The 22,963-nt window shown below is 63.3% G+C and carries 25 protein-coding genes and 1 pseudogene; 8 read left to right on the top strand and 18 right to left on the bottom strand.

The genetic code is table 11. The features are described 5' to 3' along the window. Window positions 1–6 precede the first annotated feature (6 nt). The gene (gene fabB / locus RFM68_RS16590) at window positions 7–1,227 is read right to left on the bottom strand and encodes a beta-ketoacyl-ACP synthase I (protein WP_320234052.1); all 1,221 of its coding nucleotides are present in this window, start codon (window positions 1,225–1,227) and stop codon (window positions 7–9) included. Between the two features lie 125 nt (window positions 1,228–1,352). Further along, on the bottom strand, window positions 1,353–1,868 hold the full coding sequence (gene fabA / locus RFM68_RS16595) for a 3-hydroxyacyl-[acyl-carrier-protein] dehydratase FabA (RefSeq protein WP_320234053.1): 516 nt from the start codon (window positions 1,866–1,868) through the stop codon (window positions 1,353–1,355). Window positions 1,869–2,111: 243 nt separating this feature from the next. Here fabA and irrA point away from each other — a divergent pair, with 243 nt between their 5' ends. Continuing rightward, window positions 2,112–2,543, top strand: a complete 432-nt coding sequence (gene irrA, locus RFM68_RS16600; protein WP_320234054.1) for an iron response transcriptional regulator IrrA — start codon at window positions 2,112–2,114, stop codon at window positions 2,541–2,543. 10 nt (window positions 2,544–2,553) lie between these two features. Further along, on the top strand, window positions 2,554–2,913 hold the full coding sequence (locus RFM68_RS16605) for a DUF4260 domain-containing protein (RefSeq protein ID WP_320234055.1): 360 nt from the start codon (window positions 2,554–2,556) through the stop codon (window positions 2,911–2,913). An 88-nt stretch (window positions 2,914–3,001) separates the two neighbouring features. Here RFM68_RS16605 and RFM68_RS16610 read toward each other — a convergent pair whose 3' ends face one another. Beyond that, window positions 3,002–3,559 (bottom strand): SH3 domain-containing protein, encoded by a 558-nt coding sequence (locus RFM68_RS16610; protein WP_320234056.1) that lies wholly within the window; start codon window positions 3,557–3,559, stop codon window positions 3,002–3,004. A 169-nt stretch (window positions 3,560–3,728) separates the two neighbouring features. Here RFM68_RS16610 and RFM68_RS16615 point away from each other — a divergent pair, with 169 nt between their 5' ends. Next, a complete protein-coding gene (locus tag RFM68_RS16615) occupies window positions 3,729–4,730 on the top strand; it encodes a 2-hydroxyacid dehydrogenase (RefSeq protein WP_320234057.1) in 1,002 nt (333 codons plus the stop codon). Between the two features lie 5 nt (window positions 4,731–4,735). Here RFM68_RS16615 and RFM68_RS16620 read toward each other — a convergent pair whose 3' ends face one another. The 11 genes and pseudogenes from RFM68_RS16620 to RFM68_RS16670 form a co-directional block, all read right to left on the bottom strand. Beyond that, a complete protein-coding gene (locus tag RFM68_RS16620; RefSeq protein WP_320234058.1) occupies window positions 4,736–5,149 on the bottom strand; it encodes an aconitase X swivel domain-containing protein in 414 nt (137 codons plus the stop codon). Next, complete coding sequence (locus RFM68_RS16625; RefSeq protein WP_320234059.1) at window positions 5,146–6,399, bottom strand: aconitase X; 1,254 nt, start codon at window positions 6,397–6,399, stop codon at window positions 5,146–5,148. The genes RFM68_RS16620 and RFM68_RS16625 overlap by 4 nt, the downstream gene beginning before the upstream one ends. Further along, window positions 6,396–6,884 (bottom strand): GNAT family N-acetyltransferase, encoded by a 489-nt coding sequence (locus tag RFM68_RS16630; RefSeq protein WP_320234060.1) that lies wholly within the window; start codon window positions 6,882–6,884, stop codon window positions 6,396–6,398. The genes RFM68_RS16625 and RFM68_RS16630 overlap by 4 nt, the downstream gene beginning before the upstream one ends. Window positions 6,885–6,888: 4 nt before the next feature. Continuing rightward, complete coding sequence (locus RFM68_RS16635) at window positions 6,889–7,644, bottom strand: molybdopterin-synthase adenylyltransferase MoeB (protein ID WP_320234061.1); 756 nt, start codon at window positions 7,642–7,644, stop codon at window positions 6,889–6,891. Window positions 7,645–7,766: 122 nt separating this feature from the next. Then, complete coding sequence (gene recF / locus RFM68_RS16640; protein ID WP_320234063.1) at window positions 7,767–8,927, bottom strand: DNA replication/repair protein RecF; 1,161 nt, start codon at window positions 8,925–8,927, stop codon at window positions 7,767–7,769. A gap of 235 nt (window positions 8,928–9,162) precedes the next feature. Then, window positions 9,163–10,281 carry a DNA polymerase III subunit beta gene (dnaN, locus tag RFM68_RS16645; protein ID WP_320234064.1) on the bottom strand — a complete coding sequence of 373 codons (1,119 nt, stop codon included), beginning with the start codon at window positions 10,279–10,281 and terminating at the stop codon, window positions 9,163–9,165. A 199-nt stretch (window positions 10,282–10,480) separates the two neighbouring features. Beyond that, window positions 10,481–11,929 (bottom strand): annotated as a pseudogene (gene dnaA / locus RFM68_RS16650) (chromosomal replication initiator protein DnaA); the annotation flags it as partial. Window positions 11,930–12,876: 947 nt separating this feature from the next. Then, a complete protein-coding gene (gene rpsT / locus RFM68_RS16655; RefSeq protein WP_320234066.1) occupies window positions 12,877–13,143 on the bottom strand; it encodes a 30S ribosomal protein S20 in 267 nt (88 codons plus the stop codon). A 240-nt stretch (window positions 13,144–13,383) separates the two neighbouring features. After that, window positions 13,384–14,157, bottom strand: coding sequence for an enoyl-CoA hydratase (locus RFM68_RS16660; RefSeq protein WP_320234067.1), 774 nt, complete (start codon window positions 14,155–14,157; stop codon window positions 13,384–13,386). A gap of 38 nt (window positions 14,158–14,195) precedes the next feature. Continuing rightward, entirely contained in the window at window positions 14,196–15,086 is an 891-nt protein-coding gene (gene mutM, locus RFM68_RS16665; protein WP_320234068.1) for a bifunctional DNA-formamidopyrimidine glycosylase/DNA-(apurinic or apyrimidinic site) lyase, read from the bottom strand. Beyond that, on the bottom strand, window positions 15,079–16,317 hold the full coding sequence (locus RFM68_RS16670; protein WP_320234069.1) for a phosphopentomutase: 1,239 nt from the start codon (window positions 16,315–16,317) through the stop codon (window positions 15,079–15,081). Before RFM68_RS16670 ends, mutM begins: the two co-directional genes overlap by 8 nt. 132 nt (window positions 16,318–16,449) lie before the next feature. Between RFM68_RS16670 and RFM68_RS16675 the strand changes: the two genes are divergently transcribed. Beyond that, window positions 16,450–17,388, top strand: coding sequence for a phosphate/phosphite/phosphonate ABC transporter substrate-binding protein (locus tag RFM68_RS16675; RefSeq protein ID WP_320234070.1), 939 nt, complete (start codon window positions 16,450–16,452; stop codon window positions 17,386–17,388). Window positions 17,389–17,392: 4 nt separating this feature from the next. Here the strand turns inward: RFM68_RS16675 and RFM68_RS16680 are convergent, their stop codons facing one another. The 3 genes from RFM68_RS16680 to RFM68_RS16690 form a co-directional block, all read right to left on the bottom strand. Further along, a complete protein-coding gene (locus tag RFM68_RS16680; RefSeq protein WP_320234071.1) occupies window positions 17,393–18,004 on the bottom strand; it encodes a TadE/TadG family type IV pilus assembly protein in 612 nt (203 codons plus the stop codon). Between the two features lie 38 nt (window positions 18,005–18,042). Then, window positions 18,043–18,636, bottom strand: a complete 594-nt coding sequence (locus tag RFM68_RS16685; RefSeq protein WP_430694869.1) for a TadE/TadG family type IV pilus assembly protein — start codon at window positions 18,634–18,636, stop codon at window positions 18,043–18,045. Window positions 18,637–18,778: 142 nt separating this feature from the next. Continuing rightward, window positions 18,779–19,201, bottom strand: a complete 423-nt coding sequence (locus RFM68_RS16690; RefSeq protein ID WP_320234072.1) for a pilus assembly protein N-terminal domain-containing protein — start codon at window positions 19,199–19,201, stop codon at window positions 18,779–18,781. Window positions 19,202–19,555: 354 nt separating this feature from the next. Between RFM68_RS16690 and RFM68_RS16695 the strand changes: the two genes are divergently transcribed. Then, window positions 19,556–19,735 carry a Flp family type IVb pilin gene (locus tag RFM68_RS16695; RefSeq protein WP_095765933.1) on the top strand — a complete coding sequence of 60 codons (180 nt, stop codon included), beginning with the start codon at window positions 19,556–19,558 and terminating at the stop codon, window positions 19,733–19,735. Between the two features lie 102 nt (window positions 19,736–19,837). Here the strand turns inward: RFM68_RS16695 and RFM68_RS16700 are convergent, their stop codons facing one another. After that, complete coding sequence (locus tag RFM68_RS16700) at window positions 19,838–19,978, bottom strand: hypothetical protein (protein ID WP_320234159.1); 141 nt, start codon at window positions 19,976–19,978, stop codon at window positions 19,838–19,840. Here RFM68_RS16700 and RFM68_RS16705 point away from each other — a divergent pair. The 3 genes from RFM68_RS16705 (at window position 19,932) to RFM68_RS16715 (ending at window position 22,950) form a co-directional block, all read left to right on the top strand. Then, window positions 19,932–20,411 carry an A24 family peptidase gene (locus tag RFM68_RS16705; RefSeq protein ID WP_320234149.1) on the top strand — a complete coding sequence of 160 codons (480 nt, stop codon included), beginning with the start codon at window positions 19,932–19,934 and terminating at the stop codon, window positions 20,409–20,411. The two genes, RFM68_RS16700 and RFM68_RS16705, sit on opposite strands and share 47 nt — an antisense overlap. Window positions 20,412–20,608: 197 nt before the next feature. Beyond that, window positions 20,609–21,421 carry a Flp pilus assembly protein CpaB gene (gene cpaB / locus RFM68_RS16710; protein WP_320234073.1) on the top strand — a complete coding sequence of 271 codons (813 nt, stop codon included), beginning with the start codon at window positions 20,609–20,611 and terminating at the stop codon, window positions 21,419–21,421. Next, on the top strand, window positions 21,418–22,950 hold the full coding sequence (locus RFM68_RS16715; protein ID WP_320234074.1) for a type II and III secretion system protein family protein: 1,533 nt from the start codon (window positions 21,418–21,420) through the stop codon (window positions 22,948–22,950). The genes cpaB and RFM68_RS16715 overlap by 4 nt, the downstream gene beginning before the upstream one ends. Window positions 22,951–22,963 lie beyond the last annotated feature (13 nt).

Here is a 22,963-nt window from a genome sequence, read left to right on the forward strand (position 1 = left end):
CCGGCCTTATGCGGAATAACGCTGGAAAATCAGCGTTGCGTTGGTGCCACCGAAACCGAATGAGTTGGACAGGACGGTGTCGATCTTGGCGTTGTCGACACGCTTGCGCACAATCGGCATGCCCTCGAATTCCGGATCGAGCTCCTCGATATGGGCGCTCTCGCCGATGAAGCCGCCCTGCATCATAAGGATCGAATAGATCGATTCCTGCACGCCGGCCGCTCCCAGCGAATGGCCGGTGAGCGACTTGGTCGAGGCGATGTAAGGCATCTTGTCGCCGAACACCTCGCGGATGGCGCCCATTTCCTTGGAATCGCCGACCGGCGTCGAGGTGCCATGGGTGTTGATGTAGTCGACCGGCGAGGACACGGTCGCAAGCGCTTGCCGCATGCAGCGCATGGCGCCTTCGCCGGACGGCGCAACCATGTCGTAGCCGTCGGAAGTCGCGCCGTAGCCGACGATCTCGGCATAGATCTTGGCGCCGCGCGCCTTGGCGTGTTCCAGTTCCTCCAGCACCAGCACGCCGGCGCCGCCGGCAATGACAAAGCCGTCGCGGTTGACGTCGTAGGCGCGGGAAGCGGTCGATGCTTTGTCGTTGAACTTCGATGACATGGCGCCCATGGCGTCGAACAGGTCCGACATCGTCCAGTCGAGGTCTTCATGGCCGCCGGCAAACATCACGTCCTGCTTGCCCCATTGGATCAGCTCACAGGCATTGCCGATGCAGTGCGCCGAGGTCGAGCAGGCCGACGAGATCGAATAGTTGACGCCGTGGATCTTGAACCATGTGGCCAAAGTGGCCGACGCCGTCGACGACATTGCTTTCGGCACGGCGAACGGGCCGATGCGTTTGGGGCTGTTGTTCTTGATCGTGGTTTCCGCCGCTTCGACGATGGTCCGGGTCGAAGGTCCGCCCGAACCCATGACGATGCCGGTCCGCTCATTGGTGATGTCGCTTTCGCCGAGACCGGCGTCCGCGATCGCCTGGTCCATGGCGACATGGTTCCAGGCGGCGCCTTGGCTCAGGAAACGCATGGCGCGGCGGTCGATCATCGCGGTGGGATCAAGCGTCGGCGCGCCCCACACCTGGCAGCGGAAGCCGTGCTCGGCGAAAGAATTGGAAAAGCTGATGCCGGACTTGGCATCGTAAAGCGAGCTCTGCACCTCATTGGCATTGTTGCCGATGGACGACACAATGCCGAGCCCTGTCACTACGACCCGTCTCATTCGCAACTCCTTCCAGCGTATTCTGGCGAAAACCCAGTCGGTTTCCGTCTTTGATCATACGCAAAATAAACTGCCGCGGCGCCCTTGCGCATCCGTTGGACGCGCGGGCGCCGTGGCGATGGCGATCAGGCGGCCGGCTGCTTGGACAGGCCGACCTTCAGATCCGTTGCCGCGTATATGGGTTCGCCATCCGCCTTGAGCCAGCCATCGGCGATGCCGAGCACAAGCCGGCCGCGCATTACGCGCTTGAAGTCGACGCCATATTCGACCTTCTTCACCGACGGCGTCACCATGCCCTTGAACTTCACCTCGCCGGTCGACAGCGCCATGCCCTTGCCCGGCTCGCCGAGCCAGCCGAGATAAAAACCCGTCAACTGCCACATGGCGTCGAGGCCGAGGCAGCCCGGCATGATCGGATTGCCGATGAAATGGCAGGCGAAGAACCACAGGTCCGGCTTGATGTCGAATTCGGCGCGGATGAAACCCTTGTCGAAAGCGCCGCCGGTTTCGCTGATCTCGGTGATACGGTCGAACATCAGCATCGGCGGGTAGGGCAGCTGGGCGTTTCCCGGTCCGAACAGCTCGCCGCGGGCGCAGGCAAGCAGTTCCTCGTAATCGTAGCTGGACTTTTGACCCGCCATTAACTCCGTCCCCGTTTTCGTTCCGGGCGGCAGGGCGCCCATGTCGTTGGTTTCCTAACACACTCTGTTTGCGGCCGGAAACCGGCGTTTGCGCTTAACCCGTGCGCCTGCCTGGGTCAATGCGCGCTATTGATCGCATTTAGGCGACAGAATATATGTCGAGTGATGTCCAGTTTTTGGCGATGACGTCTTTTTGCCATCCTGGACCTGTCTAGAGGGTTGGGCACAAGCTTCGGCGTATAGATGGATTCGGGCTGCCGGAAGGAAAATGTCGCTGTGGACAAGCGGGTTCGCGAAGCCGGCCTGAGGCCGACGCGCCAGCGCATTGCGCTGGCCGATCTGCTTTTCGCCAAGGGCGACCGCCACCTTTCGGCCGAGGAACTGCACGAAGAGGCAATCGCAGCCGGCGTGCCGGTTTCATTGGCGACGGTCTACAACGCGCTTCACCAGTTCACCCAGGCCGGCCTGCTGCGCATCCTGGCGGTCGAAGGCTCGAAAACCTATTTCGACACCAACACCTCCGACCATCATCACTTCTACATCGAAGGCGAGAACCGGATTTTCGACATCGAAAGCGGGCCGGTAACCGTTTCCAACCTGCCGGCACCCCCGGAAGGCTTGGAGATCGCCAATGTCGACATCGTGGTGAGGCTGCGCCCGAAGCGCGGTGATTGATCCGTCCGCGATGCGTCTGGTCGACCTGGCAGTCCGGCTTGAATGGGTCGCGGTTGCCGTAGTGGCTATCGTTTTCTACGCAATGGCGGGCATATCCTGGTGGCTGTTTGCGCTGCTCATCCTGGCGCCCGACCTGTCGATGCTGGGTTACATTGCCGGACCGCGCATCGGCGCGATTGCCTATAACGCCCTGCACATCCTGATCGCGCCGCTTGTTCTGGTGCTCGCCGGCAAGGTTCTGGCCAATTCAACGATGACTGCGGTGGCGCTGATCTGGATCGCCCACATCGCCATCGACCGCGCCCTGGGCTATGGACTGAAGTTGTCCACGGGTTTTCAGGATACCCATCTCGGGCGCATCGGGCGTTAGAGCGGTTAAGCGTTTCACAGTATCGCCGAACTGCTCCAGGTTTTGTTTTTGCGCAATCCCGGAAGGAGGGCTGGTCCTTCCGCCAAACTCAGTTCTTGAACTTCTCGCCGGGATAAGCGCCCCACACCTGCGACTGGGCCATCCAGCCGGTGTGGCCGTCGAAGGTCATCTCGCACCATTGGCCGTCGCATTTCTTGATCGCGCCGATCACGCCCGGATCGACGATGGCGACGACACCGGCGTCCTTGTCGGGCTCGTTGAGCAGGTTGATTCGCCCGCCCTTGCCGCGCTGCCAGGGCGCGACGATCGCGGTGCGGCGGCCGGAGAGCAGCGACTGGTTGATCCAGCCTTCGGAACCGTCTGCATCGCGCACGCGTCGCCAGGTGTCGAATTCCTGGATGATTTCCATCGGCAGCCCGGCCTTCATGTACATCCAGTCGACGGAATAATTGGCGCCAGGGCCGACGCGCGAGTTGACGCGGGCCGGTTTGAGACTGACGAAGCGCGGCAGCGGCAGGCCGCTTGGGCCAAGCGTTATGGTTTGCGCCGGCGCGGCCGCGCTTTGCGCGAGCGCCTGCGGCGCGCAAGGCAGTGCGCCAAGAATGGCAGCGCTGAAGGCCAGGCGAAGCGACACGAAACCAGACACTTTCGTTCCTTTCGGCGCCGGTCCGTCGGGATGAGCGCCCCTTTTTCTTTGTCTTCGGCGGCACCGCTTGTTACAGGAGTGGGCTGATGCCGCGACTGGATACAAGTTTCGCCGGTCTTGGTTAAAGAGGTCTCAACGAGATCGGTTTCGAGGAAGCTTCGGGGATAAAATGGCAGGCAAAAAACGGCCCCTCGTCGTCATCACGCGCAAGCTGCCAGATCCGGTCGAAACCCGCATGCGCGAGCTGTTCGACGCGCGGCTGAACGTCGAGGACCGGCCGATGACACAGCCGGAGCTGGTCGCGGCGGTCAAGGAAGCCGATGTGCTGGTTCCCACCATCACCGACCATATCGATGCCGCGTTGATCGCCCAGGCCGGCGAAAACCTCAAGCTGATCGCCAATTTCGGAAACGGCGTCGACAAGATCGACGTCACGGCGGCGGCCAAGAAAGGCATCACCGTCACCAACACGCCGAATGTGCTCACCGAAGACACCGCCGACATGACCGTGGCGCTGATGTTGGCCGTGCCGCGGCGGCTTGCCGAAGGCGCCAATGTGCTCACCGGCGAGAAGAAATGGGCCGGCTGGTCGCCGACCTGGATGCTCGGCCGGCGCATCTGGGGCAAGCGCCTGGGTATCGTCGGCATGGGCCGCATCGGCACGGCCGTCGCCAGGCGGGCCAAGGCCTTCGGCCTGTCGATCCACTACCACAATCGGCACCGCGTGCTGCCGGCGGTCGAGGAGGAGCTGGAGGCGACCTACTGGGAAAGCCTCGACCAGATGCTCGCCCGCATGGACATCATCTCGGTCAACTGCCCTTCGACGCCGGCGACGTTCCACCTGTTGTCTGGTCGTCGCCTGGCGCTGATGCAGCCGTCGGCCTATATCGTCAACACCGCGCGCGGCGACATCATCGATGAGGAATCGCTGGTCAAGCTCATTCATGACGGCAAGATCGCCGGAGCCGGCCTCGACGTTTACGAGCACGAGCCGGCGCTGAACAGCAAGCTGCTGAAGCTTGCCGCCAAGGGCAAGGTGGTGCTTTTGCCGCATATGGGCTCGGCCACGCTCGAGGGCCGCATCGACATGGGCGAAAAGGTGATCATCAACATCCGCGCCTTCTTCGACGGCCACCGCCCGCCGGATCGTGTCCTGCCGCTAAGGACCTGAAAGGTCTAAACGGCCATGGCAACAGCGCCGTCCGCGGCAACGGTTACGGCGGTTCCGCGGTAGGGCTCGAACGCGCCGCGTTCGAGCCGCACTGCCATCGGCGTTTCCCAGCCCATTTCCCGGGCGACGATCAGGCCGAGCAGCAGGATGGCGTCCGGCTCGTGCAGCACCAGGGCCGCCGGCGCGCGGCCGTTGTGGACGAGCTCCATCAGCACCGCCGAAGCGGATGACGAGCCGATCGTGCCTGGCAGGAACAGCACCCGGCCGGCAATGACTTCGCCATGCTGCGGGTGGCGGACATCGGCGATGCGGCCTGTCTTCGGGTCGACGCCGCCCCAGAAGCTGATCGGCGCCGTCAGCACCAGCGCTTCGCCTTCGCCCGCTCTGCCCGGCACCAGGATTTCGGCCGTGGCGCTCATGCGGCGATCTCCGTGAAGACCGGCCTGCCGAGGACAGCGCTTTCGACGCAGTCGGCGAGCGAGGCATAGAGCACGGCGTAGCCGGTGTTGCCCGGCGCGTAATGCGCGAACTTGCCCGAATTGGTCATCAAAACGCCGCCCACAAGGTCCGGCATGATCGGCGTCACCACCACACAGGTGTCGGCGACGATGACGACGCCGCCGGCTTCGAGCCGCTTCCGCCGGCCGTCCCGCTCCAGCAAGGCAAGCGCGTGGCGGCCGGTGCAGGCATAGATCGGGACAGCAAGCCGCCGCCCGGCGATCAGACGCTCCAGGCTGTCGAACTCGGCATGCGACAGATGCGGGCTGCCGATCGCCACCGCATCGATGGTTTTGGACGCGGCCGCGGTCGACAGGCCGGCGCGCGCCTTCGCCGCCATCTCGGGCGTCACGCGGATCGCCGCCTTCGGTTCCGGCTCGGCCAGAATGGTTTCGACGTCGGGAGCCTCGGGCGTCACCCCGGCAATGTGGAACAGGCCGACCGCGCCGGACGATGCGGCTGCGGCGCCGAAGGCTTTCAGCGCGTCCTCGCCGGGGTGACTGGCCACGCCGGTGACGACGCCGATCGCGTTGCCCACCTCGCGGCCATAGAGGCTGCCCAGGACAGGCCAGGCGATCTCCGAGGCAAGGAAGGAAGGCGACAGGCCCGAGACGTCGAACACAAGCCGAGCCCGGCGATTGTCGGGCCGGTGCAGGCCGTAATCCGGCGCGCGGCCGGTGATGGCGCAGGCAATGTCGAGAAAATCGCCGTAGCGGTTGGTGCGCGCGCCCAGCACCGAATTGCAGAAGACGACCGCGTTGGACTCGCCCCAGGCAACATCGCTGCCAAGCGCGGGCCTGTGTCCGGCCTGGTAGGGCGCGCAGGTCCAGCTCTGCTCGCAGCCAAGCTTGCGATAGGCCTCCATCATCCGCCGCGCCATGCCGCGTTGCGGCTCCTCGAGGCGAATGCGTGAGCACCCCATCAGGTCGAGCGCTCCGACATTGAGCGTCGAGCGCACCGTGACCTTCGCGCCGCCTTCGACCAGCCTCTCGGCGAACAACGTGCCGGAATCGCCATGGTAAAGCGCGCCGTCGATATGCGTGGAAGCGATCGGGATGAGCCGCGGCGCGCCGAGCAGGCGGGCACTTTCGGCGACGATGCGCATCGCCATGCCCGCACCGTCCTGGCCGGCTGCGGTCGCCTGTTCTTCCGGGCTGAGCGAAAGGCTCAAGGCAGCACCTTGCGCATGGTGATGGAGGTTGGCCTGTCATAGCCCTCATGCGCCGTACGCTCGGTCTCGCGAAAGCCGAGCCGGGCAAAGGCTGCATGGTTCGCGGTCAGTTCGATACGGGTCTGGAGCTCGATTGCATCCTTGCCGCGTTCGCGGGCAAGATCCTCGACCGCCCGCATCAGCCGGGTTCCGATGCCTCGGCCTTGGAGCCGTGGCTCGACCGCGAGCTTGCCGACATAGAAATCCCGCGACCGCTCCAGCGCGAAGATGCAACCGACGATGCGGCCGTTCTCGATGGCCACAAATCCCGTCTCCCGTTTCGCCTTCTCGCAAAGGCTGTCGGCGGTCAAAAGATGCACCGATGACGGCGGATCGATGACGCCGTCCATATGGGCGAAGGCGCGCCGGATCAGCGCGAGCAGGTCGTCCCATCGGCCGAAATCCGCGGCAAGGCCGACTATGGAGACGCCGACGGTCTGGTCCATGTGCTCAGACGGCCTTATAGCGGATGGTGTCGAAGCGGGCGGTGAGCCCATCGTAGAGCAGCAGCCGGCCAATCAGCGGCTCGCCTATGCCGGTGATCAGCTTGATCGCTTCCATCGCCTGCAGGGTGCCGACGACGCCCGTCAACGCGCCGACGATGCCGGCAACGGCGCAGGACGGCACCAGCCCTTCGGGCGGCGCCTCGGGGAACAGGTCGCGATAGCTCGGATTGCGCTTGCCGTCGGCGCCGGTCTCGAACGGCTTCAGTACTGTCACCGAACCGTCGAAGCGGCCGACGGCGGCCGTGACGAGTGGCTTCTTCTCGCTGGCGCAGGCATCGGCGACCGCGTAGCGCGTCTCGAAATTATCGGAGCCGTCGACGACGACATCGTAGCTGGCGACGAGGGCAGGGGCGTTCACTTTCGTCAGTCTCAGGCGATGCGATTCCACCGTGACGTTGGGATTGATGCGCATGATCGCCGCCGCAGCGCTGTCGGTCTTGGCCATGCCGATCGTGTCGCCGCCATGGATCACCTGCCGCTGCAGGTTGGACAAGGAGACGGTGTCGTCATCGATGACGCCGAGCGTGCCGACGCCGGCCGCGGCAAGATATTCGAGCACCGGCGCACCCAGCCCGCCGGCGCCGATCACCAGCACCCGCGCCCGCTTCAGCTTCTGCTGGCCGGGGCCGCCGATCTCGGGCAGCACGATGTGGCGGGCATAGCGTTCGAGCTCTTCGTCGGTCAGCGGGGGATTGGTCATGGTCGGACCATATAGGCAGCGCAAAATCTTGTCATGTACGGGCAAGGCGAAGCCTTGTCCCGCACGGCAAGGCGAACCTTGTCCCGCAGGGCAGCGCTGACGCCCGTTGGCTCCTTCAAGAGTTACCCGGTCACGCCGACGCTGCCATGATCGACCGTCAGGAACTGCGCGCGCCCGGCAAGACTGGAAAATAGGGTGACATCCGTGCCCGTCAAAAAGGCCTGGCAGTTCAGATCTTCGAGTATGAGGAACAACGCCGCGCGCCGGCCTGCGTCGAGATGCGCGGCGATCTCGTCCAGCAGAAGGATAGGCGTCAGCCCCGACATCTCGCCGGTCAGCCTGGCATGCGAAAGCACGATGCCGACCAGCAGCGCCTTCTGCTCGCCGGTCGAGCACAGCTCCGCCGGCATCGACTTCGGCCGGTGCCGCACCACTAGATCGGAGCGATGCGGGCCGTCCAGCGTACGGCCGGCGGCGCGGTCGCGCTCGCGGCCGTTGGCAAGTGTTGCGCGATACCGTTCCTCGACATCGACTGCCGGCGCGCCGCCCAGCGCGCTCTCAAGATCGCCGGCAAGGCTGATGTCGGCCTGCGGAAACGGCCCGCTTCCCGGCAACCTGTCGATCATTGTGGCAAGCAGCCGCACCAGCTCGGCCCGCGCCGCGGCGATCGCCACTCCGGTCTCGGCCATCTGCGTCTCGATCGCGTCGAACCAGGCGCCGTCGCGGGAGCCTTCAGTAAGCAAACGGTTACGGCCACGCATGGCTTTCTCATAGTCGAGCGCGCGCTGGCCGTGGCCGGGGTCGATCGCCAGCACCAGCCGGTCGAGGAAGCGGCGGCGATCAGCCGCCGGTCCGGGGAACAGCCCGTCCATAGCCGGCGTCAGCCAGACGACCCGCAGCCATTCCAGCATGTCCTCCGCCGATCGGGCCGGCGCGCCGTTGATCCGCACCCTCCTGCCGCTTTCTCCGGCGGCGTCGCCGCCGGAAATGCCGGTGCCGATCTCGACCTCGCCTTCCGGTCCTTCGATGCGCGCGTGCAAGGCGAAGCCGCCATCGCCGCCTTCGCGCGCCACGTCCGCGTAGGGCGCGCGGCGCAAGCCCCGGCCTGGCGTCAGCAACGAGATCGCTTCCAGGAGATTGGTCTTGCCGGCGCCATTGTCGCCCGACAGCACCACCGCGCCGGGCGCAAGCTCAAGCGACAGCGCCGCATAATTGCGAAAATCCGTAAGCGTCAGCTTACTTATATAACTCTGCTGCCGAAGCTGTTTCGCATCCGCGGTCACGGCGACACATCAGGTCCGTTAGAGCAATTCCAGGAAAAGTGCACAGCTGTTTTCCGTCCGGAATTGCGACAGACAAAAGCGCAATTCCAGGAAAAGTGCACAGCGGTTTTCGTCCGGAATTGCGTCGAAGGCTAATGCATGTCGCCCAAAAGTGCGCAGCGGTTTTGGGACAACGACATGCATCAAAACAAAGACCTAAAGCGCGTCGCCTGAATCCGTTTCATCGCGACGCGCTTTAGACCCGCATCGGCATCAGCACGTAGAGCGCTGTTTCGTCGGCCATGTCGTGGATCAGCGTCGGCGAACCGGCATCGGCCAGCATGAACTTGGCTTCCGTGCCGGTGAGCTGGGCCGCGACGTCCAGCAGATATTTGGCGTTGAAGCCGATCTCGATCGGGTCGGACGAATAGTCCGCCGCCAGCTCCTCGGTGGCGCTGCCCGAATCCGGGTTGTTGACCGCGAGCGTGACCTGGCCTTCATTGATCGACAGCTTCACCGCGCGGCCGCGTTCGGAGGAAATCGTCGACACGCGGTCGACAGCGGCGGCAAAACTCTGGCGGTCGATGACCAGCTTCTTGTCGTTGCCGGTCGGAATGACGCGTTGATAGTCGGGGAAGGTGCCGTCGATCAGCTTCGAGGTCAAAACGACGCTGCCGATGGTGAAGCGGATCTTGGTGTCCGACAGTTCCGTGGTCACCGCCACATCGGGATCGTCAACCAGTTTCTGCAGCTCGCTCACCGTCTTGCGCGGAATGATGATGCCGGGCATGCCTTCGGAGCCCGCCGGCGCGTCGATCTCGGCGCGCGCCAGGCGGTGTCCGTCGGTCGCTACCGAGCGCAGCTTCAATTTGCCGCCAACCTCATGCGTGTGCAGGAAGATGCCATTGAGATAATAGCGCGTCTCTTCGGTGGAGATGGCGAATTGGGTCTTGTCGATCAGTCCCTTGAGCGCTGCCGATTCCAGCCGGAAGATATGCGAGAACGAGCCGGCCGAAAGTTCCGGGAAGTCGGATTGCGGCAGGCATTGCAGGCGGAAGCTCGAGCGGCCGGAGGTGACGGTCATCGCATTGCCGTCTTCATCCGTCTTCAGCATCACCTCGGCGCCATCGGAAAGTTTGCGCACGATGTCGTAGAGCAGATGCGCCGGCACCGTCGTCGCGCCGCCGCGCTCGACCTTGGCGGGCGTCGCCTCCGTCACTTCGAGGTCGAGGTCGGTGGCCTTCATCTCGAGGCTGGCGCCCTCGGCGCTGAGCAGCACATTGGACAGGATCGGAATGGTGTTGCGCCGCTCGACCACGCGGTGGACGTGGTTGAGGGACTTCAAGAGATTTGACCGTTCCAGGATAACACGCATGACGAAACAGGCTCGCTTCAATGAATGGACGGGTCACCAGGGAGCGGCATCCCGCGAAAGCTCTGAAAGGCTTCAGAATCTCCGTAAGCTGACAGTAAAAAGCCCGCAAACGCAAGCCCGCGACACCGGTTCAGGCCGGCTGCGCGGGCTTTCTGGGGATAAAGCCGGCGAAGCGTGCCGCCGGCCATTTCGCGCTGCCTCAGGCCTGGTCGTTGATCAGCCTTCTGAGCAGTTCGAGCTCCTGCGCCAGCGTGTTGTCGGCGCCCGAAAGGTCCTCGATCTTGCGCACGGCATGGAGCACGGTCGTGTGGTCGCGGCCGCCGAAACGTCGTCCGATCTCCGGTAATGAGCGCGGCGTCATCACTTTCGACAGATACATCGCCACCTGCCGCGGCTTGACGATGGTGCGCGTGCGCCGGTTGGACAGAAGTTCCGTCTTCGACACATTGTAGTGGCGCGCCACGATGCGCTGGATGTCCTCGATGCGCACCCGCTTAGGCTCGCCCGAGCGATAGATGTGGCCGAGGATCTCGTCGATGCGGTCGATGGTGATCTGCGGCTCGAAGGACTGGCGGAACAGAAGCTGGTTGAAGGCACCTTCGAGCTCGCGCCCGCTGCCGGTCACAGTGCGCGCGACATGCTCCAGAATCTCGTCCGAAATGTCGAGCGAGGTGTCATCGGTCTTGGTGGTGGAGCGGCGCAGCTTCAGCATGCCAAGACGCATGGGGAAATCCGGCGCCGACATTTCCAGCGCCACGCCGCCGTTGAGGCGCGAACGCACGCGTGGCTCTAGCGATTCCAGTTCCGACGGCGGCCGGTCGGCCGCGACCACAACCTGCTTGGCGCTGTCGAGCAGCATGTTGATCAAGTGGCAGAACTCGTGCTGGATCGACTTGCCCTGCAGGAACTGCATGTCGTCGATGATCAGCAGATCGATGTCGCGCAGCTGCTCTTTCAGCGTCAGCGCGTTGTTGTCGCGGATCGCGGTGGCGAAGCGCCACATGAAATACTCCGCCGTCAGATAGACAACGCGCGACTTCGGGTTGTGCCGCAGCGATTCCGCCGCGATCGCCTGCAAGAGGTGCGTCTTGCCGAGCCCGACGGTCGCATGCAGGAAAAGCGGGTTGAAACGCACCGCGCTCGACTGCGATTCCGCCACCGCCCTGGCCGCGGCGAAGGCCACCCTGTTCGACGGCCCTTCGATAAAGGACGTGAAGGTATAGCGCGGGTCCAGTGGCGACCCCAGCACGTTGTGGCGGAACTCCGGTTCCACGGACGCGCCCTGGCGCGGCAGCGGCGCCCGTTGTTCCACTCGTGCAGCGCTCGCCGTGCCGGTGGCGAGCGCGGTGTGCGTCTGTTTGGTCATCTTGCGTGCCGGCGCGATTTCCGGCTCCACAGGGTTGCGCCCCTGTCGCGTAGCGGTGCGCACGACGATCTCGATCTTGAGGATGTCCGGATCCTCATGCCGCCACAACTCCGCGATCAGCTCGAGATAATGGCCGTTGATCCAGGACCGCAGGAAGGCTGTGGGCACCGAGATGCGGACAATGCCACGGGAGGCCTCGGCGACCTTCATGCGGCCGAACCAGCTCGAATAGACCTCGGCCCCGAGACGCGCCTTCAGCTGGGTCTTGACCCGCTCGAACTTCTGTTCCGCGTCGCTGGATGCCGCCACGTGGTCCCCTCCGACCAAAGTTGCTGGAAATGGGAGCTCGCCCACTGTCTCCCGTTCGATGCCGCTCTGCATGATCAACGTTCCTTGTCTTCTCGTACCCTTTTTTCCCGCCCGGGATGCGCCTCCTGCATCCTTGGTCCGGCGGCCTTATTTTTTGCCGCGCCGCCATTTGCCGCCGCCGGCAATGATCGTCGCAACCCGCGCAAGGGACCAGCCGCCGGCTCCGCACGCCGGCCTCCGACAACGACAAGGCAATACTTCACCCTCCGGCGAAAACGCCGGCGAGACATCGACTGCCATGTACAAATTACGCCAGTCCCCTACCCGCACCGAAGAGACAAACCAAGCCGTGCGCGGAATTGCTCCACGTCATGAATTCTGCCATTTTGTGCTGGCCGATTCAGGCTGGGTCAGGGGCTAAAGCCCGTCCCTTCGATGGATGGACATTACCGAAATCGTTGTGGATAGGGCAAGGCCACGTCTAACGGTTTTTTAACGAATCTGGTTAGCAGGCCGGGCTTGAAATCAGGTGCCGCGACGGTACGTTTTGACAAAGCCATTGTGATTCAAACCCTTTTCCGGCGAATATGAAAAAGGCCGCCCGAAACGAAATAATCTGAAATAATTCTCTTGACAGCTACTTCTCCCCCGCCGCTCGATCGTGAGTTGAACAAGCTGTGGATGACCAGCTGTAAGTCCATGAAAAAATTGAAGATTTTTTGACAGGCAAATTTGGGCGCTTGCCGCAGAGGGGGCGTGCTGGCATCAGCGAGGCTGTATATGCCGGCAAAACATTACTTGTATTTAGAATTGCATCACAAGCGCTGCTCGCGGGCAATTTTTTTAAGTACTTGCCGGCAAACGAAAAAACCCGGCCTGTGCGACCGGGTTCAACGTCGATGGATGGAGGCGGAAGTCGATCAGGCCGACAGCGTCTTGACCCGCTGGGCCAGCCGCGAAACCTTGCGGGAAGCCGTGTTCTTGTGAACGACGCCCTTGGTGGCGGCGCGCATCAATTCCGGCTCCGCAATCTTGAAGGCTTCGACCGCCGCTGCCTTGTCGCCGGCGGCAAGCGCCTCTTCGACCTTGCGGACATAGCTGCGCACACGCGAGCGGCGGTTCTTGTTGACCGCGGCGCGGCGGGCGATCTTGCGCGTAGCCTTTTTGGCCGAGGAAGTATTGGCCATGATGCCTCTCTTCTGATCTGGTGGACGCCAGCGATGTCGCAGGGCGCAAAAAACAAACGGGCAGCCACGGGCCGCCTCGGTTGGTGCGGCTTATAGTTCAGCTTTTCCGGCGCGTCAACGCCGCTTCGCGGTCTTTTTGGAGGCTTAAAGCGCGCCACGCCAAAACACCCGATGCGCTTCAAATCTTTGCCTTATGCAGGGTCGTTTTCAAATGCTGCCGGGTGCGTCCGCGCGACACGCTCAGCGATTGGTGAAATTGGGTTTCCGCTTTTCGACGAAGGCGGCCATGCCTTCCTTCTGGTCGTCGAGCGCAAACAGCGAATGGAACAGCCGGCGCTCGAAGCGTAGCCCCTCGGCGAGCGTCGTCTCGTAGGCGCGGTTCACGGCCTCCTTGGTCATCATAACCGATGGCAGCGAGAATTCGGCGATCTTCGCCGCCGCCTTCAGTGCTTCCTCGAGCAGTTCGGCCACCGGCACCACCCGCGAGACCAGTCCGCAGCGCTCGGCTTCGGCAGCGTCCATCATCCGCCCGGTCAGACACATGTCCATCGCCTTCGACTTGCCGACGAAGCGGGTCAGTCGCTGCGATCCGCCCATACCAGGCATGACGCCGAGCGTGATTTCGGGCTGGCCGAACTTGGCGTTGTCGCCGGCGATGATGAAGTCGCACATCATGGCCAGCTCACAGCCGCCGCCGAGCGCATAGCCCGCGACAGCCGCGATGACGGGCTTGCGCGCGCGCGTCAGTTCTTCCCAGCCGACGAAGAAGTCCTGTGTGTAGGCGTCTACGAAGGCGATCGCCTGCATTTCCTTGATATCGGCGCCGGCGGCGAAGGCTTTTTCCGAACCGGTGAGCACCATGGCGCCGATGCCGGCATCGGCGTTGAAAACGTTCACCGCAGCCACGACTTCCGCCATCACCTGCGAATTGAGCGCATTGAGCGCCTTCGGCCGGTTCAGCGTGATCAGCCCGACCTTGCCGCGTGTCTCCACGAGAATGGTTTCATAGGTCATGGCGTCGTCTCCTCGCTTGGGTAGGAGACCGGTCTAGCTCACCGCTGACAGGTCCGGCAATAGAAGGTCGAGCGGCCGCTCTGCACGATGCGCTCGATATGGCCGCGGCAGCCCGGTTTCGGGCACGGCTCGCCCTCGCGATCGTAGACCGCGAAGGAATGCTGGAAATAGCCGAGCGATCCGTCGGCCTGGACATAGTCGCGAAGCGAGGAGCCGCCGGCAGCGATCGCGTCGGCGATGACCGAGCGGATCGCCTCGGCAAGGCGCTCGCTTTGCTCTTTAGCTTTCTTGCCGGCGCCGGCGAGGGTGCCGGCTTCGCGCCGCGGCGAGAGGCCGGCGCGCCATAAGGCCTCCGATACATATATATTGCCAAGCCCGGCGATCAGCCGCTGGTCTAACAGTGCTGCCTTGAGCGGCGATCTGCGGCCCTTGAGCAGCGAGGCGAGCAGGGGACCGTCAAGCGCGTTGCCGGTCGGTTCGATGCCGAGCCCCGCCAGCATCGGATGCGTGTCCGGCGGCCCTTCGGCAAACAGCATGAAGCCGAAGCGGCGCGGGTCGTTGAAGATGACGCGGGAGCGCTCGCCCTTCTCCGAGGCGACGTCGAACACGACATGGTCATGCACCACGCTCTTCGAGCGCTCGTGATGGAAGGTGCCGGGGATGTCGCCGCTCCCGCCGGCTTCGATCCGGAACGACCCCGACATGCCGAGATGGCAGATCAGCACCGGACCGTCTTCGACATGCATCGTCAGATATTTGGCGCGCCGGCCAAGCGCCGTCACGGTCTTGCCGGTAAGCCGCTCCGAAAAGCGCTCGGGAAAAGGAAAGCGAAGATCGGGCCTGCGCGCCTCGACCTTGACGAGCCGCGCCCCTTCCAGCACCGGCTGCAATCCGCGCCGGACTGTCTCGACCTCAGGCAGTTCAGGCATGGCCGCCTATCGTTGCAAGGAAGGAGGTGCCGTGGCGGCCAGCCGCCAGGCCGAGATGATCCGCGATCGTTTCTCCGATATCGGCGAAGGTCGGCCTCAGCCCGATGTCGCCGCCCTTCAGCCCCGGCCCGATGCCGATCACCGGAATGCGCTCGCGCGTATGGTCGGTGCCGCGCCAGGTCGGGTCATTGCCGTGATCGGCGGTGAGGACGAGAAGGTCACCCGGCTTGATGCGCGACAGCGCCTCCGGCAGCCGCCGATCGAACGCTTCAAGCGCGGCCGCATAGCCGGCGACGTCGCGCCGATGGCCGAACTCGGTGTCGAAATCGACGAAATTGGCAAAGACCAGGTCGCCTTCGCCGGCGTCGTCCATGGCGCCGAGCGCCTTGTCGAACATTGCCATGTTGCCGCCCGCCTTGCGCACTTCAGAGATACCGCGATGGGCGAAGATGTCGCCGATCTTGCCGACCGCGATGACCTTGCTGCCGCGGCCGGTCAGCCGGTCGAGCAGGGTCTCCTCCGGCGGTGGCACCGCATAGTCACGGCGGTTGTGGGTACGCTGGAAGGTGGCGGGCGTCTCGCCCACGAAGGGACGCGCGATCACCCGTCCGATCTTTAACGGGTCGACCAGGCGGCGCACGATGAGGCAGAGTTCGTAGAGCCTGTCGAGGCCGAAATGCGTCTCGTGAGCGGCGATCTGCAATACGGAATCGACCGACGTGTAGCAGATCGGCCTGGCCGTACGGATGTGCTCTTCGCCGAGCCGCTCGATAATCCCGGTGCCCGGCGCATGGCAATTGCCGAGGATACCTGGCACCTTGCCCTCGCGGATGATCGCTTCGGTCAGATCGGCCGGAAAGGCAGGTACCGTGTCGGGGAAATAGCCCCAGTCGAAACGCACAGGCAGGCCGGCGATCTCCCAGTGGCCGGAGGGCGTGTCCTTGCCGCTCGACACTTCCTGGGCGGCGCCATGGAAGGCCGATGCAATCAATTGCGCGTCGATGCCTGGTCTCGGTCCCGTTGCGGTTTGCGCCGCCCGGCCAAGCCCAAGCGACATCATGTTGGGCACGGCGAGCGGCCCCTTGCGCAGCCCCTCCCGTTCGGCGCGACCGTCGTCGCAGGCCTTAAGAATATGTCCGAAAGTATCGGCGCCGGAATCGCCGTAGCGTTCCGCGTCGGCCGCCCCGCCGATGCCGAAAGAATCGAGAACGAACAGAAAAGCGCGCGCCATGGGTATCATTGTTGTCAGTCCTGGCAGCCAGACATAAGGTTCCCCGGCGGCGTTGGCAAATCGGAAACCAAACCGCAACCGCTTCGCGCCATAGTTGCGACGAGGCGCGGATGCGGCTGGAGCGGAGCAAGTATGGCGAGGCGCGGCAAAACTGCGGCAAGGCAGGCCGTGAAGGCGTGCGCGGTCGCTCTCGCAGCGTTCGCCTCCGCCTCCTGGCCGGCACGGGCCGACTGGCGTGAAGAGATAGGCACGTTCCGCATCGGTATCGTCGCCGAGCCGGGTGGCGGCAACACCGTCCCGGGGCTCGCGCGCCTGACGGACGCCTATGCCAATGCGATCGGCATGAAGGTCGAGTTCGTCGTTGCCCGCGACTATGCCGCGCTGATCGAGGCACAGGCGAGCGGGCGCGTGCAATACGCGGTCTATTCCGCTCTCGCCTATGCCACGGCTTCGGAACGTTGCGGCTGTGTCGAACCGCTGGTGGCGCCGGTCGATGCCGACGGCGCCGTCGGCATCCATTCAGTCCTGGTGACGCGCGACGGCAGGCTTCCCGACCTTGCCGCCATGACTTCGCATCGGGTCGCGATAGCGCCGGCCGGAAATGCCGGCGGCGCACTGCTGCCGCTGGCGGCGCTGTCGGCCGAAGGCGTCAAGATCGCGCAGGATTCGCCCTTCCTGGCGCGCGCCGCTTCGGCCACGGCGGCCGAGACGACGCTGATCGGCGGCGAAGCGGACGCTCTGTTCGGCTGGGAGCCGGCCGATGCCACCGGCCGGTCCACTCATTCCGACGGCACGGTCGCGCGGCTGGCGGCTGCCGGCATCCCTGAGGCGTCGCTCCGGGTGTTATGGACCTCGGGCCTCTTGCGCTACGGCCCGCACGCCGTGCGCAGCGATCTCGATCCCGAGGCAAAGCGCCGGCTGACGGTCTTCCTGACCAATCTCAAGTCACAGACGCCCGATGTGTACGACCTGCTGGAGCGGGCGCATTCCGGTGGCTTTGTGCCGGCCGCGTCGAAGGACTACGCGATGGCTCTGGCGATCGTGGAACGGCAATCGGCCGGAAAGGAATAGCCTCTCAGCAGTCGCTGCAAGGAATCGTCGGACTCCGGCGAGGCCGCAGGTAATAGATTTCGCTCATCGATATATTGCTGAAAGCCGAGGTCAGCCCGAGCGGCTGCGAATTGCTGGCGGACCAGGCGATGATTGGCTTGTAGCCGAGGTCGCTTTCCACCCGGATGAGGAAGGTGTTGCGGATTTTCAACGTCGCCGGCACCGTGGTGATGCTGTTCACGGCCGCATCGGCGCTGTAGGTGGTGCCTACCACCTTGCGTGACCATGCCACCTGTACTCTCGGCGTCGCCTCGTCCGTGATCTGGATGGCGGTGATGATAATCGACGGCGTGGAGCGGTTATAGGGCCGCAGCGTCGACGTGCCGATTTGCATCATCGCATCGAGATTCGCCTTCACGACCGTCTGCTGTTGGGTGACGAGATCGGCCACCATGCTGCCGATGCGGCTGACTTTCTTGCTGGTTTCGATAGCCTGCGAGGCTTCCATCGTGATGAAATACATGATCAGCAGCACCGGCACGATAAACGCGAACTCGATCGCCGCGACGCCGCGGCGGTCGCGGCAAAACCGCGCTGCCTTCGCCGAAATTCCCCGCAGTGCCCCCGCACTATACATACTATCCTCCACGCCGCGGTCTTAGCCGTCAAGCAGTCTCAATTGTCGTCGAATGGTTCGTTCTGCCAGGTCACCGATGCGAAATGCAGCGTCGTGCCATCAGTGAAATTGGACATCTGTTTGGCCAGGAGATCCGTCATCACCGGCCATTTGTAGAACACCCGCAGCATGTTGATGGATTCCGCCAGCCCGGGCGTAACCGCGAAGGGTTGCGAGTTCGCGCCCTGCGTCAGCACGACGTCGTTGCCCACGATCTTGAAGCCCGCCGTGGCGGCGTCCGCGAAGCTCGAATATTCGCGCAGGTCAACCAGCAATCCAGGGCAGTTCCTGGCCACCATGATTTCCAGCCTGCTGCAGATCAGCTGCTTGATGGAGGCTTCGCTGACGTTCGTCTTCTGAAGCTGCCCGGTCCGCAACTGACGCGCGACATCGTCGGTGATGTTGGCCATCACCTCCTGGCCGGCAAACGAAATGCAGCTCTCGAGGATGGCGAAGACGAGAAGCGCGAACGGGATGGCCAGCATGGCAAATTCCATCGCCGTGCTGCCGCGCCTGTCGCTGAAGAAGCCGGGGCGGGATTTGGCGCGCGCCATGCTGTCCATGCCGTTGCCGGATGTGGCGTCCTTGCTCATTTTGCGTTCCTGCCGATCCCCATTGCGGTACCGTCGGCAAGGTTAGCGAAAACCCATTGAGGTCCGGTTTGGATGATCGTTAAATTCGCCGGGCAAGCCTTAAGCTGTCTTTAACGGCTACGGGGTTTCGCCTCGGTTGGGCTCAGTGCCCGGCGCTCATTTCGGATTCGGAAGTCTTCTCGGCCTCGCTCTTGAACGCGCTCTCGCAATAGGGCGTGCAGGACATGGTCTGGACTTCTGCGCGTCTGTAGATGCGTACCGATGAAGCCGCCTGCCGCACGACGGTCACCTGTTCATCGATGATCGGGCTGCCGTCGGTGTCGAGCACGACCAGATTGGTGACGCCAAAACCTTTGCCGGTGAGAACGATGGTAGAGGCGTCCTGCACCGAGGCGTCGGCGATCGCCGGATTGCCGATGACGACCGTGTCGGCCGCGCGTGACAGTTTGACGATCTTTGCCTGGTTCATGGTGACTTCTATACCCGCGCCGGCGCTGGCCGGCATGACCAGGGCAGCAGCTGCCAGCAGCGCGGCGACTGGAAACAGCGATCTCGGCAAGGTCATTGAAGCGCTCCCGCGGGCAGATTCTTCACGGAACATGAACGAGATTGGTGAACCAACGGTTAAGCCGGGCCGGGCGATGAGGAGGATCGATCCGTTCATGCGTGAATCAGCGACGGCTCTCGCTGTTTTAGCAATATTGAGGAAGCGCCGGTTTGCGCTGTTTTGCCAGGATCCCAAGCTGGCTGACAATGTTTAGGCCACGGTTAACCACGCAATGGGTTCGCCACCGGAAAGGAATCGGTAAGGCTGTTTATTAAGCCGATTGAAAGGGCTTCTCCCTAGATTTGCAGCATCCGATCAACCCGCAAGAGAAGTTGACGGAAGTGCTGTAACACGTGGAGTAGGAGCTCTCGAATGTCTAATCTCATTGCACGCTTTGTGAAGGACGAATCCGGCGCGACCGCCATCGAATACGGTCTGATCGCTGCCCTCATCGCGCTCGCCATCATGGTTGGCGCTACCCAGCTCGGCGGCGCGCTGAACGCCAAGTTCGCCAACATCGCCGCCACCCTCAACGGCGCAACCGCTCCGTAATAGGCAGCGATATCGCGCCTTTTGGACAAAGAAAAAGGGCCGCCATCTGGCGGCCCTTTTTCATGTGGTCGGCCGATTTTGATCGTCCGGCCTCATCGATCGTTAATCCAGCGCGCCTAGGATGCCGCTGGAAACCTGCCACAGGCACGCCGCATCCATGCTTGAAGCCGTGATCTTCGTCGTCTTTCCTTTCTGCATGCTTTTTGCTGCGATCTCGGACACGTTGTCGATGACGATCGCCAACCGCGTTCCCGTGCTCTTGGTGGCGACATTCGCGCTTGTCGCGCCGCTCACCGGTATGGACTGGGCGACCTATGGCTGGCATTTCGCGGCAGGCGCCCTCGTGCTGGCGGTGACGTTCGGTCTTTTTGCGCTGGGCGGCATGGGCGGGGGCGACGCCAAGCTTCTGGCCGCGACTGCCGTCTGGATGGGCCTCAACATCAACCTGATCGGCTATCTGGTCACGTCGGCTTTCATCGGAGGCCTCTTGACCGTCGCAATCATCGCCTACAGGAAATCGCCGCTCGCCTTGTATACGGGCCACAGCCGATTTCTGCGCTATTTCGCCGACGAGAGTGTCGGCGTCCCATATGGTGTCGCGCTTGGAGCCGGAGGACTGATCACCTTCCCGGATTCGCCGCTGATGGTCTGGGCGCTGGAGAGGCTCACGACATAGTCTTGGCATACCGATGTCGGCGAAATCGAAGGCGGCCTAGCCGCCTTTTTTGTTAGCGGCGCAGCCGTTCCATCCAATTTGAGTAAACCTTAAATTAATCACGATCGTAAGCATTAAATTAACCTTGTTTTGACGATTGCAGCTGCAAAGTCCGGCCTGGCGAGGTGGTTTGCCACGAGGCGAAGGGTTTCGGACGAATGCCAGCATCCCGATTGATCATTCTGGGCGTGGCTGCGGTCGCCGCGGGTGGCGCAGGCTATGTCGCGAAGAACATGGTCGTGGCGCCGCCGCCCCAGGTCATTGTCGATTCACCCAAGCAACCGGCGATCGCGTTGCAGGACGTGCTGGTGCTTTCCGGCGACGTGCCGATGGGCAGCCAGCTCGCCAACAACATCAGTTGGGAAGAGTGGCCGGCCGACGGCGTCAATGCCAATTTCATCACACGCGCCGTCGAACCTGACGCGGTCGAAAAGCTCAAGGGCTCGGTCGCGCGCGTCGCCATGTATACGGGCGAGCCGCTGCGACGCTCCAAGCTGGTCGGCGAGGGGCAGAGCTTCATGTCGTCGATCCTGCCCTCCGGGATGCGCGCCGTCGCGACCGCGATATCGGCCGACACGTCCGCCGGCGGCTTCATCCTGCCCAACGACTTCGTCGACGTGATCATGACCCGCCGCGCCGACACCGGCAATGGCGGCAGCGGCTTCAACACCGAGACCATCCTCAAGAACATCCGGGTGCTGGCCATCGACCAGACCATCCAGGAAGACGAGGAAGGCAAGAAGACGAGGGTCGGCCAGACCGCGACGCTGGAGCTGACGCCGCAGCAGGCCGAGATCATCACGGTGGCGCAGCAGATGGCCGACCGCCTCACGCTGGCGCTGCGCCCGATCACCGACATCCATGAAAAGACGACCGACGAAGCCGACTACCTGGTCAGCGGCAACGGCCGGCGCGGAACGGTGCGGCTGATCAAGTCGGGTGAGGTTTCCGAGGTGGGAGCGAGGAAATGACGCTAAACGGTAAACTGCCCTTCCTGGCGGCCGCGGCGATCGGCCTGTTCCTGCTCGGCACCACCGCCCCGGAGCTGGTCGAAGCCAAAGCCGCGAGTGCCGGCGTGTCGGCTTCCGTCGCCACGCAGCGCGTCAAGCTCGGCCTCAACAAATCGGTGGTCATCGACCTGCCGAGCGACGCCTATGATATCCTTGTCGCCAATCCGGCGGTGGCCGATGCCGTGACCCGCACCGCGCGACGCATCTACCTGTTCGGCAAGGCGGTCGGCGAAACCAACATCTTTGTTTTCGGCCCCAATGGCGAGCAGATCGTCAGCCTGGACCTTGCCGTCGAGCGCGACGTCGCCGGGCTGGAGGATTATCTGAAGCGCTTCATCCCGTCCTCGCAGATCAAGGTCGAGCTTCTCAACGACAACGTCGTCCTGACGGGCATGGTCGACACGCCTCTCGATTCCAAGCGCGCCGTCGACCTGGCAACCATCTTTGTGTCCGGCGGTGAAGCGACCACGGGTCAATATTCGCAGACCGCCGCCGGCGGCTCGGTCAATGGCGGTGTTGATATCAACAACCCCGACGCCGAACGCCGGGTCTCGAAGATCGTCAACCTGTTGCAGATCGTCGGCGACGATCAGGTGACGCTCAAGGTGACCGTCGCCGAAGTCAGCCGCTCGGTGATGAAGCAGCTCGGCGTGAATATGTTTGGCAGCGGCGAGAGCAACGGCATCAGTTGGATGTCGACAGGCGACAACCCCATGGGGCTCGGCAAGCCCCTCAGCAACTCGGGATTTAATATCAGCTCGTCCTCGCTGCAGGCCTATGTCAACGCCATGGAACAGTCGGGCGTGATGAAGACGCTGGCCGAGCCGACTCTGACGGCGGTTTCAGGCGAGAAGGCCACGTTCAAGGTTGGCGGCGAATACAATATTGTCTCTAGCCAAGCCATTACAGATCCCGACATCACCAAAGGCATCCCTTCGAAGCTGACTTACCAGCTCGACAAGGTCGAGTACGGCATCGGATTGGAATTTCAACCGGTCGTCCTGTCCGCCGGTCGCATAAGCCTGAAGGTCCGGACGGCGGTCTCCGAGCCGACGACCGAAGGCTCCGCCGCATTTTCGACGGGCGCAAAGAATGTTCCCGGCGCGAACATTCTCTCTCTTCGCAAGCGTCTCGCCGACACCACCGTCGAGCTTCCCTCCGGTGGCTCGATGATGATCGCGGGTCTTGTCCGCGACGATGTTCGGCAGGCCGTCAGCCAATTCCCGGGCTTGGGCAAGATCCCCGTCCTTGGCACGCTGTTCCGCAGCCGCGATTTTGTGCGCAACGAGAGCGAGCTCGTCATCATAATCACGCCCTATCTGACGCGGCCGGTCGCGCGCAACGACCTGGCCAAGCCGGACGACAATTTCAATCCGCCAAGCGACGGCGCCGGCATGTTCCTTGGCCGCGTTAACCGCGTCTACGGCACCATGCAGACCGACAGGCCGCCGGGCCGCTATCATGGCGTCGTCGGCTTCATTTACAAATGAGTGGGAATGCGGA

It is taken from the genome of Mesorhizobium montanum, assembly GCF_033977145.1.
Lineage (GTDB): Bacteria > Pseudomonadota > Alphaproteobacteria > Rhizobiales > Rhizobiaceae > Mesorhizobium > Mesorhizobium montanum.

Excerpts from the sequence above, each read along its gene's own strand:
- RFM68_RS16635 (WP_320234061.1), bottom strand. The coding sequence starts at position 7,644 with ATGACCAATCCCCCGCTGACCGACGAAGAGCTCGAACGCTATGCCCGC.
- RFM68_RS16675 (WP_320234070.1), top strand. The coding sequence starts at position 16,450 with ATGGCGAGGCGCGGCAAAACTGCGGCAAGGCAGGCCGTGAAGGCGTGC.
- RFM68_RS16670 (WP_320234069.1), bottom strand. The coding sequence starts at position 16,317 with ATGGCGCGCGCTTTTCTGTTCGTTCTCGATTCTTTCGGCATCGGCGGG.
- RFM68_RS16620 (WP_320234058.1), bottom strand. The coding sequence starts at position 5,149 with ATGAGCGCCACGGCCGAAATCCTGGTGCCGGGCAGAGCGGGCGAAGGC.
- RFM68_RS16680 (WP_320234071.1), bottom strand. The coding sequence starts at position 18,004 with ATGTATAGTGCGGGGGCACTGCGGGGAATTTCGGCGAAGGCAGCGCGG.
- RFM68_RS16690 (WP_320234072.1), bottom strand. The coding sequence starts at position 19,201 with ATGACCTTGCCGAGATCGCTGTTTCCAGTCGCCGCGCTGCTGGCAGCT.
- RFM68_RS16695 (WP_095765933.1), top strand. The coding sequence starts at position 19,556 with ATGTCTAATCTCATTGCACGCTTTGTGAAGGACGAATCCGGCGCGACC.
- RFM68_RS16715 (WP_320234074.1), top strand. The coding sequence starts at position 21,418 with ATGACGCTAAACGGTAAACTGCCCTTCCTGGCGGCCGCGGCGATCGGC.
- fabB (WP_320234052.1), bottom strand. The coding sequence starts at position 1,227 with ATGAGACGGGTCGTAGTGACAGGGCTCGGCATTGTGTCGTCCATCGGC.
- RFM68_RS16705 (WP_320234149.1), top strand. The coding sequence starts at position 19,932 with ATGCTTTTTGCTGCGATCTCGGACACGTTGTCGATGACGATCGCCAAC.
- fabA (WP_320234053.1), bottom strand. The coding sequence starts at position 1,868 with ATGGCGGGTCAAAAGTCCAGCTACGATTACGAGGAACTGCTTGCCTGC.
- irrA (WP_320234054.1), top strand. The coding sequence starts at position 2,112 with ATGGATTCGGGCTGCCGGAAGGAAAATGTCGCTGTGGACAAGCGGGTT.
- mutM (WP_320234068.1), bottom strand. The coding sequence starts at position 15,086 with ATGCCTGAACTGCCTGAGGTCGAGACAGTCCGGCGCGGATTGCAGCCG.
- RFM68_RS16605 (WP_320234055.1), top strand. The coding sequence starts at position 2,554 with ATGCGTCTGGTCGACCTGGCAGTCCGGCTTGAATGGGTCGCGGTTGCC.
- cpaB (WP_320234073.1), top strand. The coding sequence starts at position 20,609 with ATGCCAGCATCCCGATTGATCATTCTGGGCGTGGCTGCGGTCGCCGCG.
- dnaN (WP_320234064.1), bottom strand. The coding sequence starts at position 10,281 with ATGCGTGTTATCCTGGAACGGTCAAATCTCTTGAAGTCCCTCAACCAC.
- RFM68_RS16660 (WP_320234067.1), bottom strand. The coding sequence starts at position 14,157 with ATGACCTATGAAACCATTCTCGTGGAGACACGCGGCAAGGTCGGGCTG.
- rpsT (WP_320234066.1), bottom strand. The coding sequence starts at position 13,143 with ATGGCCAATACTTCCTCGGCCAAAAAGGCTACGCGCAAGATCGCCCGC.
- RFM68_RS16615 (WP_320234057.1), top strand. The coding sequence starts at position 3,729 with ATGGCAGGCAAAAAACGGCCCCTCGTCGTCATCACGCGCAAGCTGCCA.
- RFM68_RS16630 (WP_320234060.1), bottom strand. The coding sequence starts at position 6,884 with ATGGACCAGACCGTCGGCGTCTCCATAGTCGGCCTTGCCGCGGATTTC.
- RFM68_RS16685 (WP_430694869.1), bottom strand. The coding sequence starts at position 18,636 with ATGAGCAAGGACGCCACATCCGGCAACGGCATGGACAGCATGGCGCGC.